This window comes from Psychrobacter sp. CX5, from assembly GCF_057621535.2.
Genome location: NZ_CM177735.1, coordinates 1,202,763 through 1,221,344 on the forward strand (window position 1 = coordinate 1,202,763; position 18,582 = coordinate 1,221,344).

The following is an 18,582-nucleotide window of genomic DNA, read 5'->3' on the forward strand; positions in this document are numbered from 1 at the left end:
AGCCTTTTAATGATCCAGTTTTTTGATATTAATCAATCTTTTAATGTAAACTTGTACAGTCTCATATATTGTGCAAAATGAATAATTTTAAGCAAAAAAAACGACCGCCGAAGCGATCGTTTTTTAAATTTAAATGATTCTAACTCAATGAAGTAAACATTGTTTAGATTAGGTAGTAATTAGAATTTAAAGTTAGCACCTAAAGTAATACCGCTTGCATCAAGATCATCACCATCAACATCAATTGAAGGATACCAATCATAAGCTAACTCAATAGCAGCGTTAGGCGCGATGTTGTAGCCTAAACCTAATCCGCCAGCGACACCTGTATCTGATTCACTGAATTTTTCGTTATCAGCTGGTATAGCAGTATCTTTATAATCTACTTCGACTTCATTTTTAGCAACACCTAAACGACCTTTGGCATATAATCCACCAGTATTAGGGAAGGCATAATCGTAAGTGGCATAAAGGCCATAAACTTCACCGTTATACTCTGCGCTTTCGGTACCATCTTTGAAAGCATCAGCATCACTCGTTGTTAAATACTCAGCTTCAACACCAAAGTTTGGCGTAAACTTAGCACCACCATAGATACCATAAGAAAATGCTTTATCGTCAGCGCCGTCTGCGTCATATTGACCAATTTTAGCACCGATATAAGGTTGAGCAACCATACCATTGCCATAGTTCACAGCAGCTTGTGCGCCTGCTGTCATTAATGAACCAGCAGCTAGAGCAAGTAATGTTTTTTGAATAGTATTCATAGTTTTCTCCTAGTTAATTATCACGATCAAACGAGTTAAATTATTTAGACATCTCGCCTGACTTCCGATGAACCCATAGTAACAAAATATTTCATTAACTCTGTCGTTGTTTGACAGCGATAAAGTTAACTTTTGCATAGGTTAGTTATTTAACGAGTTACATTTCTCGAGTTATGAAACTATTTGTTACAAGTTTCGATTTCTGCAATACTTTGTCTATATTTTATTAATTAAATCGCGGTTATTTTCTAATTTCTTTCCTCTTTTTTCCATTATAAGGTTAAAAACATAATTAAGGATACTTTTATGGCAGGTCCCTCACTTTTAAGCGCCCTTGATAAGGTGGATACGCTAAAAAAACATCACCAATATCGCCATCTACCAAATGTGAGGCATTGTGACCGCTGGATTGAGATAAATAACAAACCTTTATTAAATATTTCAAGCAATGATTATCTAGGATTGGGCAGTGATACGCTCTTGCAGTCGCAGTTTTTGACCCAGCTACAAGAGTTACCCAAATCACAGCGTCCACAAATGGGCTCAACCTCTTCTCGTCTGCTGACAGGCAACCACGAACAGCTGCCCTTATTAGAAGACGAGTTGCTAGAGTGGTATAAGCTTGCCATACCTTACGAGCAACATGACGCTCTATCCAAATCTGTGTTAGTCATAAATAGTGGCTACCATGCCAATATTGGCATATTACCCGCATTGGCTAGATTACCGCTAAAGACACTAATTTTGACAGACAGTTTGGTTCATGCCAGCATTATCGATGGTGTTCGTTTAATTAGTAGTAAAGACAGAGAGCATTGTACCTATCAGCGTTATCGTCATAACGATATGGAGCATTTATCTTCAATTATTGAGCAAGTTGATGACTCAATTGAACGCATTATCATCGTCACAGAAAGTATCTTTAGTATGGATGGTGATCGTGCTGACTTGCCAGCGTTAGTCAGGCTAAAAGCACTGGACTCACGAATTGAGCTGTATGTTGACGAAGCGCATGCGGTTGGAGTGCTTGGTCGTAATGGATTGGGGCTCGCCGAGGAAACTAACACCTTGCCTGATATTGACTATATTATCGGCACTTTCGGTAAAGCATTCGCTTCTATGGGAGCTTATCTGATTTGCGAAGCGACTATTAAGCATTGGTTGATCAATCAAATGCGTTCTTTTATTTTTAGTACCGCTTTGCCTCCTATTACCCATAGCTGGACAAGATTTGTATTGGCTAAAATGCCTTCTTTTAGTCAGCTACGAAGCCACCTTGCCCATATTTCGCAACAAGTCTCGCAGGCCATTAATACTGAGATACAGACACACGTTGATTACCAATCTCCGATTATCCCCTATATATTGGGCGATAACGCTAGTACTGTTCAAAAAGCGCAACAGCTACAACAGGCCGGTTTCTATGCGTTGCCCATTCGTCCGCCCACCGTCCCTATTAACACTGCACGCATCCGTCTAGTCATGAATGCGAAGCTTACTGCACCTGACTGTACTCGGCTTGTCGAAGAGTTAAACAATTAACAATTAACAGTGACAGTGACTTAAGCGAAACTTTTGTTCTAAATTCAGGGTTTCTAATTCAGAGCTTCTAAATTCAAACAATTAAAAAAGACCACACTCATAGAGTATGGTCTTTATTTTTATAATTAGGCGTAACTCTTAAACCGTAAAATAACTCGGCTGTTAAAGATGCCTAATTATTGATAACCGGTCATTAGTCCCGTCATTAATTCAGTCATTCATTAATAACGACAACTGAATGACTCATTACTTTTTATCGTCTTCATTGACTTCAGTGAACTCAGCATCGACCACATCATCATCTGCGGCAGTGTCAGCTTGAGTGGCATCGGCTTGACTAGGATCAACCCCTTCCGCACCTTGACCAGCAGAATAGATCTTCTGACTAATTGGTAGGAAGGCATTATCCAAGGCTTCAAGTTTCGCTTTGATGTCATCTTGATCATCTTCTTTAGTCGCCGCTTCAAGCTCACTAATGGCGGATTCTACAGCAGACTTCTCATCTTCAGTCACTTTATCCTCAGCTTCTTTCAAGGCTTTTTGGATAGCATGGATACGACCATCGGCTTCGTTACGGACTTGGGCTAGTGCTGCGAATTTCTCATCTTCAGCAGCATTCGCTTCTGCATCGCGTACCATTTGCTCGATTTCTTCATCCGATAAACCAGAGTCCGCTTTAATTTGGATACTCTGCTCTTTACCTGTACCTTTGTCTTTCGCTGAGATGTTCATGATACCATCAGCGTTGATATCAAAGGTTACTTCGATTTGTGGGATACCGCGTGGTGCAGGTGGGATATCCGTTAGATTGAAGTTACCGAGTAACTTGTTTTGTGACGCAACTTTACGTTCACCTTGATACACTTGAATCGTCACTGCTGGTTGGTTGTCTTCAGCCGTTGAGAATACTTGTGACTTCTTAGTAGGTATCATGGTGTTTTTCTCGATGATTGGCGTCATTACACCACCCATCGTTTCAATACCAAGGGTAAGCGGTGTTACGTCAAGTAATAAAACGTCGGTTTTATCGCCTGATAATACCGCACCTTGAATCGCTGCACCAACGGCTACAGCTTCGTCAGGGTTCACATCTTTGCGAGGCTCTTGACCAAAGAACTCTTCTACTGTTTTTTGTACCATTGGCATACGTGTTTGACCACCAACCAAGATAACGTCGTCGATATCCCCTGCTTTTAGACCCGCATCTTCTAAAGCAATTTTACATGGCTCAATAGTGCGTTTTACTAAACCTTCTGTTAACGCTTCAAGTTTAGAGCGGCTGATAGTCACTACCAAATGTTTAGGACCTGTCGCATCTGCGGTGATATAAGGTAGGTTGACATCTGTACTTTGCGCACTTGATAACTCGATTTTTGCTTTTTCAGCAGCTTCTTTAAGACGCTGCATAGCTAATGGATCACCTTTAAGGTTGAAGTTTTGCTCTTTTTTAAACTCATCAACTAAGTAATCGATTAAGGCTAAGTCAAAATCTTCACCACCTAAGAAGGTGTCACCATTGGTAGACAGTACTTCAAATTGTTGCTCACCATCGACGTCAGCGATTTCGATGATTGATACGTCAAAAGTACCACCACCTAAGTCATAAACGGCGATAGTGCGGTCACCTTGTTGCTTATCCATACCATAAGCAAGGGCAGCGGCAGTGGGTTCGTTGATAATACGCTTAACGTTTAGGCCCGCGATTTTACCCGCATCTTTAGTGGCTTGACGCTGTGAGTCATTGAAGTAAGCAGGCACAGTTACAACGGCATCGGTTACTTTTTCACCAAGATAGTCTTCGGCTGTTTTTTTCATTTTGGTTAAGATTTCGGCAGAGATCTGTGGTGGCGCCATTTTCTTACCATTCACTTCAACCCACGCATCACCGTTATCGGCCTTAACGATCTTATAAGGCACCATACCGATGTCTTTTTGTACCACTTTGTCCTCAAAGCGGCGACCGATCAAACGCTTGATTGCAAATAGAGTGTTGTTTGGATTGGTCACTGCCTGACGCTTAGCGGATTGACCGACTAAGATTTCACCATCTTTATAAGCAATGATCGATGGGGTAGTACGGGTACCTTCAGCATTTTCGATGACTTTAACTTTGTCACCTTCCATCACTGCAACGCACGAGTTGGTTGTACCTAAATCAATACCAATTGTTTTAGCCATAATATAAAACTCCAATTTATTTTTGTTTGTCTATGTCAATATTCGCAATTTGCTTACTTTTTTCTTTTAAGGCATGTGTGACAACCTTGTGTCTATAAAGTAAGCCTTGCATCTTGTCTTTATATATCGGTTTAGTAAGACTCTTTTTCAAGCTAATATCCCTGCAAATCCACATTTTTTTGTCTTTTTTTGTGAAATATGCAGTTAAGTGTAAAATTTACGCAATCGATACTACTGTCCTACTTTCACCATAGCAGGGCGCAGTAAGCGACCATTTAGGGTATATCCTTTTTGCAACACTTCTCCAACTGTATCCGCTGGCGCCTCGGGATCAATACCCACGGCTTCATGCAATTCAGGATCAAATTTTTCATTGTCAGGATTAACCACTTCCACACCTTGTTTATTTAGCACGTTTAGGAAAGTTTTGTGGGTCAACTTAACCCCTTCCATAATAGCGTCATCAGCATCGTCATCATTTTCAACGCTGACGATGGCACGCTCTAGGTTATCGACCACTTCTAATAGCTCTTTAATAAACTTTTGTAGCGCAAATTTACGGCTTTTTTCGGTTTCCTGCTCCATACGCTTTTGCGCATTATAAGCGTCCGCATTAGCGCGAGCTTGACCTTCTTTGGCCGCTTTTACTTCGCCTTCAAGCTCAGCAATACGATCTTTGTAGGCTTGCAGATCGATCTCACTATCTACGGTCTGATTTTCACCCTCGTTGGCTTGGGGGTTAAACTCGTTTAAAGTCTCCTTTAATACAGTGCCTGATTGCTCCACATTACTTTGAGCCGCATTAGGATTCTGAGTGTCATTCTCATGATTTGGTGCTGTATTATTGGTATCATTATTAGTCATGGTGTCTCCTTAGTGTGATAAAACAAATCTTTTAAAAACAATGAATAAACTCTTGATAGCTGTGTTACTTTGGTCGTTTTTTTAATTTGGTTTAGTGAAGCTTAAGTTATGAACCCTTTAAATTTGGAACTTTGAACAAGATAACAATTTGCATTTATAAGATATCGGGGCTATCGTCAGTAATTAAAGTACACTATTAAAATAAAAGGTCTCTTTTTTAAGGTCTCTTTTTTAAGGTCTCTTTTTTAAGGTCTCTTTTTAAGAGTGACTTGCTTAATTCTGATTAGCGTCTTAGGCGTTTAATCTCTCATAGCATTTATTTGTCATAATTTTTTTTGATTTTATTTTTTATTCTATTTTTGGGATTCTTAAGGTGGCTTTTAACTCAAGGTAACCTTTATGCTTCATAAAGGTCATTAGTTAAAATTTCAAGGTCTAACCACAAACTAAACACAAACCATCAACAAGATTATGGATTTGATACTCTAAAATATTTTTAAAACGACAGTTGTATCCTTGTATCCTTGACAGCTCTTTTAATGTACATCACTTTTAATATACATAACTCTAAAATCTAATTATATTAGGCCACTATAATAAAAAAACATATAGATACTATCGTAGGCTTCGTCATATGAACCTTATACATGTCTAATTAAATGTCTTAATTTGCATAACTATTGAGTGTATGAAACGTAGCCTACAAGAATGCTTATGTTAATTTAGATTTAATATATATTTATTTGGCTTCTAAATAGTACTTAGCGCTTTACACCTTATATAGGACTACTCTTAGTATGTTGCCCTTTACATCGATTACCGCTACTCGTCCTCTAAACCTACAGCATGTTGTTAGGGGCTTAATGGTTGCCATTTTATTGTCTAATCTCATTATAGTGGGCTGCGATACTTCTGTTAGTAATACCGATAACGAAAAGAACGTGACAATCACTGCCGACACGGTCATTGTTGATAAATCATTGATTCACACCAGTATTCCTGAGCGCTACCAACCCAGTTACAACCTTGAAGGGTCACTTATTCCGGTTACCCAAATGGAGGTAACGGCTCCTGATTCTTTAGCGTCGAGCGTAATAGACAGTAAAGTATTGGTTAAACAAGGCGATGTCGTTAAGCAAGGTCAGATTGTTGCGGAGTTTGTGGTCAGGGTAGATGACCATAAAGCCAGAGCTTTGGTGAGTGACTTTACGGAAGTATATATTGATGGCAACAAAATAGAAGAAGATACGCTGGCAGAACTGAACCCAATGGACACCGATAATCCTAAACCCATAAACAACCCAAACAGTTCGTCAGACGAAGCCCCTGAAAAACCATCATTATCTCAGCCAAAAACCAAGGCAACGAAAACAGCTACTAAAGATTCTATTAAGTCTGACAACACCGCCTCTCATTCTATTAATGACAGCAATGGCGCGCAACCTGATGCTAATAATGCTCCCGAAACCCTTATAACTGCGACCTTAGTGCAAAAATCGCCTATTGAAGGGGAAGTAACTCAAATCTCAAACCACCCTATTTCTGAAACCGAAGCTGACAATTTAAACACCTCTAGTCAATTGGAAACTGAGTCCCATAAGAGGAATAAAACGACTCCTAATACTGAACTCAGTAGCTCTAAGCTTAATAGTAATCAGAATAGCAGCTCTTATAATGCTATCGATAATGTGCCAATCATCACTATATCTGACACCAAACATCTACAATTAATTGGCAGGCTACCCCTATCGATTAAGTCCCAACTATCCGTGGGTCGTCCGGTAAACTTTACGGTATTTGACATTAAATCTGATTTTACCGGACAAATCAGCCATATTATCCCAGATCCAGAATCAGATACTTTAATTGTAAAAGCGCCTCTGATACCTGGGGAAAATAGTGCCGAATCTTTAGCACCGGGGATGGATGCGGCGATGAGTATCGAATATGGTCAGATTGAGTTAGGGGTACGACTACCGAAACAGGCGATACATGAAGCCAATCTGCAAAACTTTTCAGACAAGCATCCTAGACCCACTTCACCTATCAAAGGCTATGTATGGATTGTCGGACAAGATCAACGTCTGACCTATGAGGCGGTGGAGATCGTGCAATATTTTGCGGACTCGGATAAATTCTTGGTCAGTGGTATTAATAATGACAGTCTTGTCTGCTTAGCAGATTTACCTAAGGATTCCGCAGGCAAAACCATTTCCATAAAATAGTATTGTGTTAACAGAATTATGTTAAATAGCGAGGGTTTAACAAACCTCATTTTCACTTTATACCAAATCTGGAAATAAACCAATCAAGTAAAGCAAACCAAACGCATCTAATCAAACGCTGCAAATATCGGCTCAGTAAGCCTGACAAACACTGGTTATTTAATAGAGGAGGGTTTACTTTAGACTTTTTTTGACACTCTATCTTCAATAGATAACTTGCATACCCCTTTTCGACAGTTTAATACCGCTTTTTTACCGTAGAAAATGCTTATTAACCAGTCTGGCAATCGATATCGATTACGAGCAATAACAGGATAGGCGACGTCACCTAATTGTTTAATTAAAGGCAGATATAGTAGTGATGCCCAAGGTTTACCCGCTGTTTTGTGTAGCAGACGTATGGCATCCATATGCGTATACCAATTGCCACTGCTATCTTGAACGCATAAATAGGTCAGTGCCTCTGTGCGACTAAAGCCCGCCTCATTTAACGTGTTAAGCCCCTGCTCAACAGGTATAAGCTTAATACCCTCTGGATTTAGTGCATGAAGATTTTTCGCCTCACTCACACAAAGTACGCACTCCTTGTCAAAAAACATCGTTATAGATTTATCAACATCGGGCGAGGATGATAAAGTGTCGCCTTTTGAGGGTGGTAAGTGATCTGCATTGATTTTATAGATAATCATAAGACCCCTCTTAAATGATTTTCCCACTGAATATCTACACTGATTCAGTGTCCATTATGTGCTTAGATCTGCTCTTCTAAAGCCTTTTCGATACTCAGGTGCTTAAACTCAAAACCTTCAGCCAATAAAGCCTGTGGTAATACCTTTTGACCATCAAGTAACAGTGTCGACATGTCACCAAACATCGTCTTTAATACCCAAGCAGGTAGGGTCATAAAGGTTGGGCGATTGAGCCAATGACCGACGGCTTTGGTAAATTGCGCATTGGTCACTGGATTTGGACTGGTCAAATTATAGACGTTAGCTTGCTTAGAGCTTGACTCTGAGTCTTGTTTAAAAGGCAAATCAGCCATATGCTTTTCAATGATAAACCAAGTGGCCCTAACCCAATCCTCTCGGCTAATCCAGCTCATGATTTGCAGCCCATTTCCCAGTTGTCCGCCTGTGCCTAATTTAAACGGAGTAATTAACCTACTCAACATGCCTCCCTCAGGGTGAATGACCACGCCGGTTCGTAATAACACAACGTCGACTCCAAAAGCGGATGCGCCTTTGGCTTCCGTTTCCCAGCGATCACACAACGCATGCGCAAAGTCTGCCTCACCAGTATCGCCAGCGGCTTTATGACTTTGTGATGCAGCAGGACTTTGTTCATCGAGCGGTTTTTTACCTTGATTACCATACCACCCAATGGCGGAACCGCTGACTAACAGCTTTGGCTTAACGCTAATTCGGGCAATATAATCTAAAATGGCTTGAGTCGGTTGTAGCCGGCTTTCGAACAACTCTCTTTTGCGCTTGTCCGTCCAGCGTGCGTCTGCAATACCTGCACCCGCTAGGTTTAAAACGACATCAAACGTTTTTTGAGTAACTTGAAGTTGGTCATAACTCATCATGCTAATGTCATCTGGATGTGCTTGATTAGCGTTTCGAGTCAGCCAGGTAATACTACTAGGTGCCCCTTGTTGGCGTTGCACATACTCGCTAAACGCACGGCCTAAAAATCCAGACCCACCACTAATTAGAATATTCATATTTAATCCGTTATCATTATTAGTCATTATCATATGACGGTTATGTATTTGTTACGATCAAGCAAATCGACGACGTATTGGACAAGAAGTATCATCAGATTTATCCCTGTTATTATTAGTGCTAATGCTACTGCTACTTTTAAATTTATCCCATATAGGTATGAGCACAGCGAGCACATCTTGCTTAGTAGGTACCACTCGTTTTTCGCTTAAGTGAGGCGCTATCAAGTCTAAACGCTTAGCAAGGATGGGTAAGTGGTTAGTAGGTACAGCCGGAAATAGATGGTGTTCCACGTGAAACAAAAGTCCAAATGTTAGTAGGTTAACCAGCTTATTACGCTCTGTACGGGCGATATTATCTCCAACGTGATGGTGTACGCTCCAAGCTGCAATAATCCCCATAAACGCGTTTGCCAATAACATGACTACTAAATGATAAACCGCCACATGAATGAAGGGTGTATAAGTCGAGTAGTGAATACGATGCAAAAGGTTATTCGACAAACTGTTGTCTACAAAGTTGTCTAAAACCATAACTGACGCAGCCATTATGATTCCAGCAATGACACAACCTATTAACGCAAATTCTATCCATGCGATACGACGGTTGTGGCGTGAGCTAAGCTGCATACCTCGTTTATAGAGTGCAAAACGATAATGAACACCGCCTATTAATGCTTGCCACCATGACTTTTTGGCAAGATTTCCTTCGAGGTCATCATCCGCTAAAGTATATCTATGATGATACATGTGCGTGGCTCGTATACTATGCAGTCCTGTCAACAGTAAGACACTGAGCAGCATAATAACCACGGTCGTACTACGCTTGCCAACCCCCAAACTACGATGATAGCCATCATGTGCTTGTCTGAAAGCGGCGGCAAAAAATAAGTAAGTACAGACACTCGCCAAAACGTAACTAGACTGCCAAGCAAACCACCATGATATTATTAAAAAAGGATAAGGTAAAATCAGGTTATAAGCGACTTGTCGCTTAGTCAATGACCTTAAGTCTTGCCACTTAACGTCCTTAACCTCTTGTCGAACCCTATGATTCACAGCCGCGTTATTTGCCTTATGATTAACTGTCGGGTTATTTAATGTATCCGGTAGAAGTGTCATGTCAGGTCCCTCTCTATGAATGGTAGCGCTTATAAGTCTTAATTCATTCTGTGTTGAAATTTATTTTGGTCCATATATCTTTCGTTCATCTATTTTTAGTTCATAACCTTTATTTAAAAACCTGTAGTTCATAACCTTTAGCTTATAGCTTTGATTGAAAGTTTTGATTCATAGCATTGGTCTATGGTCATACGGACTAGCCGTACTGGAGACAAACATAACTTGATATAAATCTCTACTTTTTATTCATTAATTTCTGTCATAACAGAAATGACTAGATAAATTTTTTAAAACAATAGTGTTATTATACTTATTTGACTTAATTTGTTTAACCTAATTTATTTAGACTGGTTTATTTAGATCGGTTTATCTAACTTAGTGTATTTAACTTAGTTTCTTTTTGATTCGTGCGCCAAGCTTTAATATCTTTTTTAGGGTTGTGGTCGGCAACTTTAACATTTCATCGGACCAACTGGTTAGCGTATCCACAAACTCCTGCGTCTCTTTGATACGACTTTGTACATCGACATTCTCTTGAGCAAATTCAGGGCTTTCAATCAACTGTTGTAGAAACTCAACGGTGGGCGTCAACTCACGCTTTTGACGCTCTACCACTATAATACGTGCCAACTCCCATACATCTGTATGAGTAGTAAAGTGATCGCGGCGATCGCCTAATATCGATACCCTTTGTACCAGTCCCCAGTTTTGCAGCTCTTTGATACTATTGGAGACATTTGAGCGTGCGACCCCAAGAGTTTCGGTTATTTCTTCTGCATTTAGAGGTCTGCCGATAATGAACAATAAAGCATGGATTTGCGACATGGTACGATTGACACCCCATTGTGAGCCCATTTCACCCCAGTGTAATACAAACTTTTCAGTAGCTGGATTTAACATCATATAAGCGTCTCTTTTGTTGTCATTATTATAACTTCCTTGAGTATGCTATTTTCTTTTATTTCTGTCAAGAGAGAAATAAAAGAAAATTATGAGTACTCATATTTTTAGACTTAATAACCTACCAGCTAATTGTCTTTATCCTTTAGAGCCGATTTGCTTTCGTGTCTTTTTGTTTCAGAGTCGCTTTACTTTATAGCCCTTTTTTTCGTACTTCTGTCTCTTAGTTAGTATACGTTACCGAAGCGCCTTACCTGTTAAAGCATCTCTAATTTGACTCGGTAAGGTATAGCCCAAGGTATCTCCTTTGAGATAACAAATACGGTCTTCAAAATAGGCAAAGGCTTGCTCCAACGTAGTGGCGGGGGCTTGCTCTGAGGGATTACAACTGGTTGATACGATGAAGCCATAAGGATTGACATCGCTGACACACTCTTGACATAGTTGACGCACTAAAGGATGGGCAATGACCCGAACTGCGACAGAGTCATGTTGCCCTGTTATCCAGTTAGGGATTGTCGTCTGCAAATGAGAGTTTAGCTGTCCTTTGGTTAATGCTGCTTCTTGCTTTAATACAGGTAACAGCCAAGTATAGGCTTGACGGCTCAGGTTATGGTTATGGTTATGGTTATGGTTATGGTTATGGTTATGGTTATGATCCTTTTGCCAGCTTTCGATAATTCGCTGACGAGAGCTATCCGTTAAGCCTGCGAGCAACGATTCAATTCGACTAACGCTATCAGTAACGACGATCATTCCTTTTTCAATAGGCCTGTTTTTAATCGCTAAAATCTGCTCAACCGCTGCTTTGTTATACGCATCGCAGCCAATACCCCAAACACTTTCGGTCGGATAAGCCAGTATCTTACCTTGCCTAATCCATTGAGCGGCCTTTGTTGGACATTGGGTAATAAAATGAGCGTTTGAATTCATAACATCACAACTTTATAGATAGGTCAAAATTTTAGAACAACAGTACCTCGTTCTTAACTTATTAAAACTCATTGTAGGCTGGTGCTGTTAGACCAGCAAATCAAAACCTTTAATCAAAAATGCTGGGCTAAAGCCACAGCCTACGTTAAGAGTTGAGAATGGGGTAACAGTCTGTATTTTAATATGAGTTAATTGCTACTTTTTTAACGGTATGGTGTTTTATTTATACACGTTTATAGCGCCCACCCACTTGTTCGATAGCTCCGATTAATTCAAGCTCCATGAGCTGGCTTAATACCGAAGCCGTATCTAGTTTGGTCTTGGTAATTAACGCATCTAAATCTTGAGCCTCAAAGCCAATATGCACCCATAAGGCCTGCAAGTGTTGAGATACGGAAACAGATCTAGGAGCAGTCCGTTCATCCGCTTGATGACGCTGATGGTGGTTGCTGTTGCTCGGTACATTATTATTTAGTTTTTTATTTCGATGAGATAACGGCTTTTTTAGATCAGGTCGAAGAGCAGGCTTAGTAGATGATGAAGAAGTAAGCGGTAAGCTACTTGATTCAGCTTGGTTAAACAGTGATGACGCTGCCAATCCGTCAGACTGAGCGCCAGAATCAAAGTCGCCACTAAGCAGAACCTTGTTTGACTCGTCTAATTTAGCCGTCATCGGGGGCATCAACTGGCAAGAAATGTCATTGATAATTTGATCAGGATGATAGACCAAGGTAGCACCTTCTCTGATCAGATGATGACAGCCTTCTGCATGCGTGTTGTCAATACTACTGGGCAATGCAAATACTTGCTTTCCCTGCTCAGAGGTCAGCCTTGCAGTAATTAATGACCCACTTTTGATTGCCGCTTCGGTAACCACAGTCCCCAAACTAAGCCCTGCCACCAGCCGATTGCGTCTTGGAAAAGTATGCTTATGCGGCAACGTACCCGGAAATAGCTCACTGATAATACACCCGCCTTCACTAATCATTCTATTAAATAAAGGTTGATGTTGGGTAGGATAACAAACATCGATACCCGTACCCATAACACCGATCGTACGTCCAGACTCTTCTGTCGTCTGCGCCAATGCTCCTAAATGCGCTTGTGCATCCACCCCTTGCGCCAAACCACTGGTAATAACAAACCCTACTTTTGCCAGATATTGCGCCAAATCAAAGGTAAACTTTTGTGCCTTCTGAGTAGGCTTACGACTGCCGACTATAGCGATTTGATGCTGATTCAACCGCTCTATATTACCTCGATAAAACAGTAAAGGAGGGGGATCAAATATTGAAAGCAACTGCTGTGGATAGTGAGCATCCTCTTGAAACACGATTTGAAAATCATTGGCCAATCGTCGTTTCTCTATTGACTCAATAAACGCACTATCGCTTTGAGCCGTTGCCTGCGTATGCCGCTCAATATGTTTAGCATGTAGTTTTAATTCACGCCATGCTGAGGGTTTGGCCTGTAGGGCACTCTCAGGTGATCCAAAGTGTTTTTTTAATTTCTCATAAGCTGACAGTGAGGTATTTACCCGTTGCCATAACAACAAAATGGCGCACTGCTCAGGGCTAAGTTGTGGGCAACGGTTGCGGTACATCGTCTATCATAATGAGTACCCACTTAACGTTAACGCTGTTTTAAAAGAGTCTAGGCTAGACCGTCTATAGTTAGATACTATTAAACGTGGCTCAAAATAAGCAAGTGTCAATATTTCTTCAACAAGCTCGGTGAGTTTAAAGCTGTCACCCTGTGAAGGTACTTCGACTCTATTGTTTAATGTGGCGAAAGCCATATAAATACCTTATGTGACAATATTATATAAATAAAACCCCATAAGTTTGTCGGCACTTATGGGGTTAATAGCAGTAAATTAAAGAGGGTCTTCACCTAAAGTCGAAGAACTCTAGCACTGAAACAATTATTGAGGCGCAACCACCGCTTTAATCTCATCCGCCACTAAGCTCGCATCATTGTCCAATACCGTCACATGTTGTTCTAAGGATTCTAGGCCTTTTGTGTGTTCAGGACGTTCAATCTCTATCTGCCCAACCGCTTCAAATATGGTCTCGGAAAATTTAGCAGGTAAGGCGGTCTCAGCACAAATAATGACCTCATTCTCACGTTGTAGCTCTCGTGCAACCTTCACACCATCCGCTGTATGCGGATCAATCAGGTCGTTGTATGTGTCATACACTGATTTGATGGTATTGAGTCTATCCTCATGTGTTGACTTACCGGCCGCAAAGCCATAGCGAGTATTCACCGCTTCAAGTACATCTGACAAATCGAAACCTTTACCTGATTTAACTCCATCGAACAGCTCATGCACCCGCTTACTGTCTTTTTCAAGCAATAAAAATATAAAACGTTCAAAGTTAGACGCTTTTGAAATATCCATAGACGGGCTAGAGGTCACATACGTTTGTTCCGCAGGGCGAGGGCTATAACTTCCTTGATTAAAGAAGTCATTTAACACATCGTTTTCATTAGTTGCGACGATTAAACGCTCAATCGGCAGTCCCATTTCACGAGCAATATGACCAGCACAGATATTACCGAAGTTACCCGAGGGGATACAAAAGCTAATGTTTTTATCGGTCTGGTTAGTTACCGCAAAGTACGCTTTAAAATAATAAACGATTTGCGCCAAAATACGTCCCCAGTTAATCGAGTTCACCGTACCCAAGCTATATTTTGCCTTAAAATCCGCATCTTGCTGCAAGGCTTTCACAATATCCTGACAGTCATCAAACATGCCTTTAATCGCAATATTATGAATATTGGCATCGGTCAAGCTGTACATTTGCGCACGCTGAAACGCACTCATTTTGCCATGCGGCGACATCATAAACACTTCGATATTTTCTTTGCCTCGTAGCGCATATTCTGCTGCACTGCCGGTGTCACCACTGGTCGCACCAATGATGGTTAAACGCTTGTTTTTGGTTTTGAGCACATATTCAAACGCATTACCCAAAAACTGCATTGCCACGTCTTTAAACGCCAACGTCGGACCATTAGACAACCCTAAAATATATAAATCATCTTCTAATTTACGTACTGGCACAATCTCATCGCTACCAAAGATTGCTTTGGTGTAAGTACGCTCGATAATATCTTTTAAGTCTGCGTCATCAATATCCGTGGCATATAGGCGCATAATCGCAAATGCCAACTCTGGATAGCTCAGCTCACGCCATTTATCTAATGTCGCACCATCAATCTGCGGATAGCTTTCAGGCAACATTAAACCACCATCTGGCGCAAGTCCCATCAACAACACATCGCTAAAATCCATCGGCTCAGTTTGACCACGGGTAGAGATATATTTCATGTTTTGTCCTATCTACGAGTCTTATAATATTAGATTAGAAAAAGAGTAGCATATTTTGAGAGATAAGCCATATTAAATAGAGATATGATTGGTTTTTGTAGCTATTCCAGCTTTTCCGCTACTATCTTGGTTGGCATAAGGGCGGGCGCTAATAGCAATTTGCATTCCTGCTGCCACGATACTGCCCCTTGCTAAGCGCCCGCAACCTTATGCTACACCAAGTATATCCGCTGCAATCTGGGCTAAACCGCTCCTAAGGCAAGGTTTGTAATGTAGTAAGACCTATTAAAACATACATAGCGTGTTAATAGATTCCATTAGGTATTTTTTAGTGTTTAAATCCTTATACAACCCTTAATTTTGTGATATTGAATATTATAGCTATGATATCAGTGATATAGATAAAACAATTCAATTGCAAGCCAGTTATGCTGTGTTTACATTATCGGTGGTTTATACAATGCTAGTATGACATGATAATAAATTGTTATATTTAATTGGAGAGTTTTCAAGCATGAGTTACTTATCAAAAGTTTTTAACGTGATGATTGCGTCTCCTGGGGACGTAGCATCAGAACGGACAATCATTCGAGATGTAATTTATGAATGGAATGCGGTACATTCTGAAACACGCAATATAGTACTATTGCCAGTTGGTTGGGAGTCACATTCTTCTCCTGAAATGGGTGAAAGTGCCCAAAAAATAATTAATAAGCAAGTCTTAGATAAGTGTGATTTACTGGTTGGTGTATTTTGGACTCGTATTGGAACCCCTACATCTGAATATTCTAGTGGAACAGTTGAAGAAATCGAAAAACATATATTATCTGATAAACCCGCCATGCTTTATTTTTCTAGCCAACCTGTTGCAATGCACACCGTAGACATAAAGCAGCTCGAGAAACTGAAAGAATTTAAAAATTCCTGCCAAAAACGCGGGCTTTATGAAGATTATGATAGTCATTCAGACTTTAGAGAAAAGTTTTATGGCCATTTACAACTAAAATTAAACGAACACCCTCTATTTAAAGATATAAACTCAGAGAATATTTCTTCACCAGTCGAGTCTACGATTCAATTACCAGAGTTAAGTCAAGAAGCCCGTATTCTGCTCAAAGAAGCAAGCCTAGACCCTCATGGTCAAATAATTCATGCTCGTTACCTCGGTGGAACGGACATACAAACTAATAACAAGAACTTAATTGAACCAAATGAGCAAAGAGAAGTTGTTAAATGGGAGTCCGCTCTTCAAGAGCTAGCGTATAACGACTTGCTGATTGAGCGAGGGCATAAAGGTGAAATCTTCGAAGTCAGTAATTTGGGCTATCAGGTTGCGGATATGATAGAGTTATGAATATAACAGACGCCGTCGGTGACACTAAGTTCTCGCTGCGCCTAAGTTCTTATTGTGCTGCGGACAATATATCTAATCTTTAAATGATGAGAATATAAAGTGTTATAAATCACTATGACCCATTACTGTTAAATAATTTATATCTTCCTTAACACCGCATAATAAAACCCATCACCACTTTGACTCTCTAACGGCAAACATTGACGACCAACCATCTGCTCAATACCCCAATTGGTTTGTCCATCATCAAACGTTACAGCCACCGCATCCTTATGACGCTCAAGAAACGCCTGTATTTGTTCCACGTTTTCTTGCTTTAATATCGAACAAGTTACATATAAAAAGTAACCTCCTGTCTTTAACTGTGGCCATAAGTTATCTAAGATTTGCTCTTGTAACTGCGCCGTATGTTGCACATCTTCCTCGGTGCGCAGCAAGGTAATATCAGGGTGACGACGAATAACACCGGTTGCGGTACAGGGTGCGTCAAGCAATATGGCATCAAAGCCAGTTGATTGTTCAGTAGCATCTTTCGCTTGCCAAGTGGTTGCATCCACACATTCGATGTCCAAATGCAATTTGCTATTCACGATAGGCGCTGGCAGTTGTAACCGCTCTAAGTTCTCAAAAATACGAGTAATACGTGACGCTTCATTATCAATCGCTGTCAGCTCTATTTCGTTAATAGGACTATTCTGCCCGTCGGTCTGTTTCACGTGAAACAATCCTGTTTCTTGTTTCTCTTGGTTGCCTAACAGCTCAAGCCAATGAGCTAATTTACCACCCGGCGCAGCACAAGCATCTAGCAAGCGTACATTTTGTGCTGAATTAGTACTAATCGCCCTTTGAAGTAGCGCATCAATAATAGGTGCCGCTAGTTGAGCATGCGCATCCTGAACGCTGACAATACCCTCTTGGAAATCAGGTAATTGACTGACCGGCACACTATCGATAAGCTCGATTGCCTGTTGTTCAATCTTAACTGTATCTTTAGCGTCATCATTATTGATAGCGGTTTTGAGGGTTACCAACTCTGCTGCTATCTCGGCGTCATTAAGTTGTGCCAAATAGCGTTCACAATCGGTTTGTAAGCTATTCACCCGTAAAAACATCGGAGCCGACTGTCGCAGACTTTGGGTTAAGTCATCATACTGCTCTCGCCAATCGGCTTTGAGTTGCCCCGCCAACCAATTTGGCAGGCTGTGATTTTTATTGGCCTTTTTTCGAAATTTATTTGGATTTTTAGCCACTTTACGAAGTACCGCATTGACAAGACCTGATGCCCGATCAAATTTGATCTGCTTCACCGCTTCTACCGTTTCATGAATCGCTGCATGGTCAGCGACATTTAAGTACAACAGTTGAGTCAAACCCAATTGAATGGTGGTACGTACTTCAATCTCATCAATTGGATTGTCCGCTAAACTATCTAGCAAGCGTGCTGTCGCATGCCAATGGCGTAAAGTTGTGAGTAATAAGGCATGTGCAAACCCTTTATCATCGCCACCCAAACTATTGAGTAGTGGATCTAATAACGTGCTTAATGACTGACCTTGTTGAATAGCGAGCAACGTATTGATAATGGCCACACGCACATTTTTTGGTTTCGATTGATACTGCTGGTTATAGCTCAT

Annotated in this window: 14 protein-coding genes; 3 read left to right on the top strand and 11 right to left on the bottom strand. The window is 40.6% G+C overall.

The features are described from left to right. Window positions 1-179 precede the first annotated feature (179 nt). Window positions 180-767, bottom strand: a complete 588-nt coding sequence (locus AC21OG_RS04630) for a porin family protein (protein WP_487376106.1) — start codon at window positions 765-767, stop codon at window positions 180-182. 306 nt (window positions 768-1,073) lie between these two features. Here AC21OG_RS04630 and AC21OG_RS04635 point away from each other — a divergent pair, with 306 nt between their 5' ends. Continuing rightward, the gene (locus tag AC21OG_RS04635; protein WP_487376108.1) at window positions 1,074-2,309 is read left to right on the top strand and encodes an 8-amino-7-oxononanoate synthase; all 1,236 of its coding nucleotides are present in this window, start codon (window positions 1,074-1,076) and stop codon (window positions 2,307-2,309) included. A gap of 246 nt (window positions 2,310-2,555) precedes the next feature. Here AC21OG_RS04635 and dnaK read toward each other — a convergent pair whose 3' ends face one another. Both dnaK and grpE read right to left on the bottom strand, forming a co-directional pair. Beyond that, on the bottom strand, window positions 2,556-4,487 hold the full coding sequence (gene dnaK, locus AC21OG_RS04640; RefSeq protein ID WP_487376109.1) for a molecular chaperone DnaK: 1,932 nt from the start codon (window positions 4,485-4,487) through the stop codon (window positions 2,556-2,558). A gap of 231 nt (window positions 4,488-4,718) precedes the next feature. After that, entirely contained in the window at window positions 4,719-5,351 is a 633-nt protein-coding gene (gene grpE, locus AC21OG_RS04645) for a nucleotide exchange factor GrpE (RefSeq protein ID WP_487376111.1), read from the bottom strand. A gap of 797 nt (window positions 5,352-6,148) precedes the next feature. Here grpE and AC21OG_RS04650 point away from each other — a divergent pair. Beyond that, window positions 6,149-7,576 (top strand): efflux RND transporter periplasmic adaptor subunit, encoded by a 1,428-nt coding sequence (locus AC21OG_RS04650; protein WP_487376113.1) that lies wholly within the window; start codon window positions 6,149-6,151, stop codon window positions 7,574-7,576. A gap of 179 nt (window positions 7,577-7,755) precedes the next feature. Here the strand turns inward: AC21OG_RS04650 and AC21OG_RS04655 are convergent, their stop codons facing one another. The 7 genes from AC21OG_RS04655 to thrC all read right to left on the bottom strand — a co-directional run bounded on the left by AC21OG_RS04655 (window position 7,756) and on the right by thrC (window position 15,594). Next, complete coding sequence (locus tag AC21OG_RS04655; RefSeq protein WP_487376114.1) at window positions 7,756-8,265, bottom strand: thiol-disulfide oxidoreductase DCC family protein; 510 nt, start codon at window positions 8,263-8,265, stop codon at window positions 7,756-7,758. 62 nt (window positions 8,266-8,327) lie between these two features. After that, window positions 8,328-9,299, bottom strand: a complete 972-nt coding sequence (locus AC21OG_RS04660) for a TIGR01777 family oxidoreductase (RefSeq protein WP_487376116.1) — start codon at window positions 9,297-9,299, stop codon at window positions 8,328-8,330. 57 nt (window positions 9,300-9,356) lie between these two features. Beyond that, window positions 9,357-10,421 carry a fatty acid desaturase gene (locus AC21OG_RS04665; protein ID WP_487376117.1) on the bottom strand — a complete coding sequence of 355 codons (1,065 nt, stop codon included), beginning with the start codon at window positions 10,419-10,421 and terminating at the stop codon, window positions 9,357-9,359. Between the two features lie 384 nt (window positions 10,422-10,805). Further along, window positions 10,806-11,324, bottom strand: a complete 519-nt coding sequence (locus AC21OG_RS04670; protein WP_487376118.1) for a GbsR/MarR family transcriptional regulator — start codon at window positions 11,322-11,324, stop codon at window positions 10,806-10,808. Between the two features lie 234 nt (window positions 11,325-11,558). Further along, on the bottom strand, window positions 11,559-12,254 hold the full coding sequence (locus AC21OG_RS04675) for an L-threonylcarbamoyladenylate synthase (RefSeq protein WP_487376119.1): 696 nt from the start codon (window positions 12,252-12,254) through the stop codon (window positions 11,559-11,561). Between the two features lie 223 nt (window positions 12,255-12,477). Next, window positions 12,478-13,857 (bottom strand): DNA-processing protein DprA, encoded by a 1,380-nt coding sequence (gene dprA / locus AC21OG_RS04680; protein ID WP_487376121.1) that lies wholly within the window; start codon window positions 13,855-13,857, stop codon window positions 12,478-12,480. 321 nt (window positions 13,858-14,178) lie between these two features. Beyond that, window positions 14,179-15,594, bottom strand: coding sequence for a threonine synthase (gene thrC, locus AC21OG_RS04685; protein ID WP_487376122.1), 1,416 nt, complete (start codon window positions 15,592-15,594; stop codon window positions 14,179-14,181). Between the two features lie 514 nt (window positions 15,595-16,108). Between thrC and AC21OG_RS04690 the strand changes: the two genes are divergently transcribed. Continuing rightward, the gene (locus AC21OG_RS04690) at window positions 16,109-16,948 is read left to right on the top strand and encodes a DUF4062 domain-containing protein (protein ID WP_487376124.1); all 840 of its coding nucleotides are present in this window, start codon (window positions 16,109-16,111) and stop codon (window positions 16,946-16,948) included. 137 nt (window positions 16,949-17,085) lie between these two features. Here the strand turns inward: AC21OG_RS04690 and AC21OG_RS04695 are convergent, their stop codons facing one another. Next, a complete protein-coding gene (locus AC21OG_RS04695) occupies window positions 17,086-18,582 on the bottom strand; it encodes a transcription antitermination factor NusB (RefSeq protein ID WP_487376125.1) in 1,497 nt (498 codons plus the stop codon).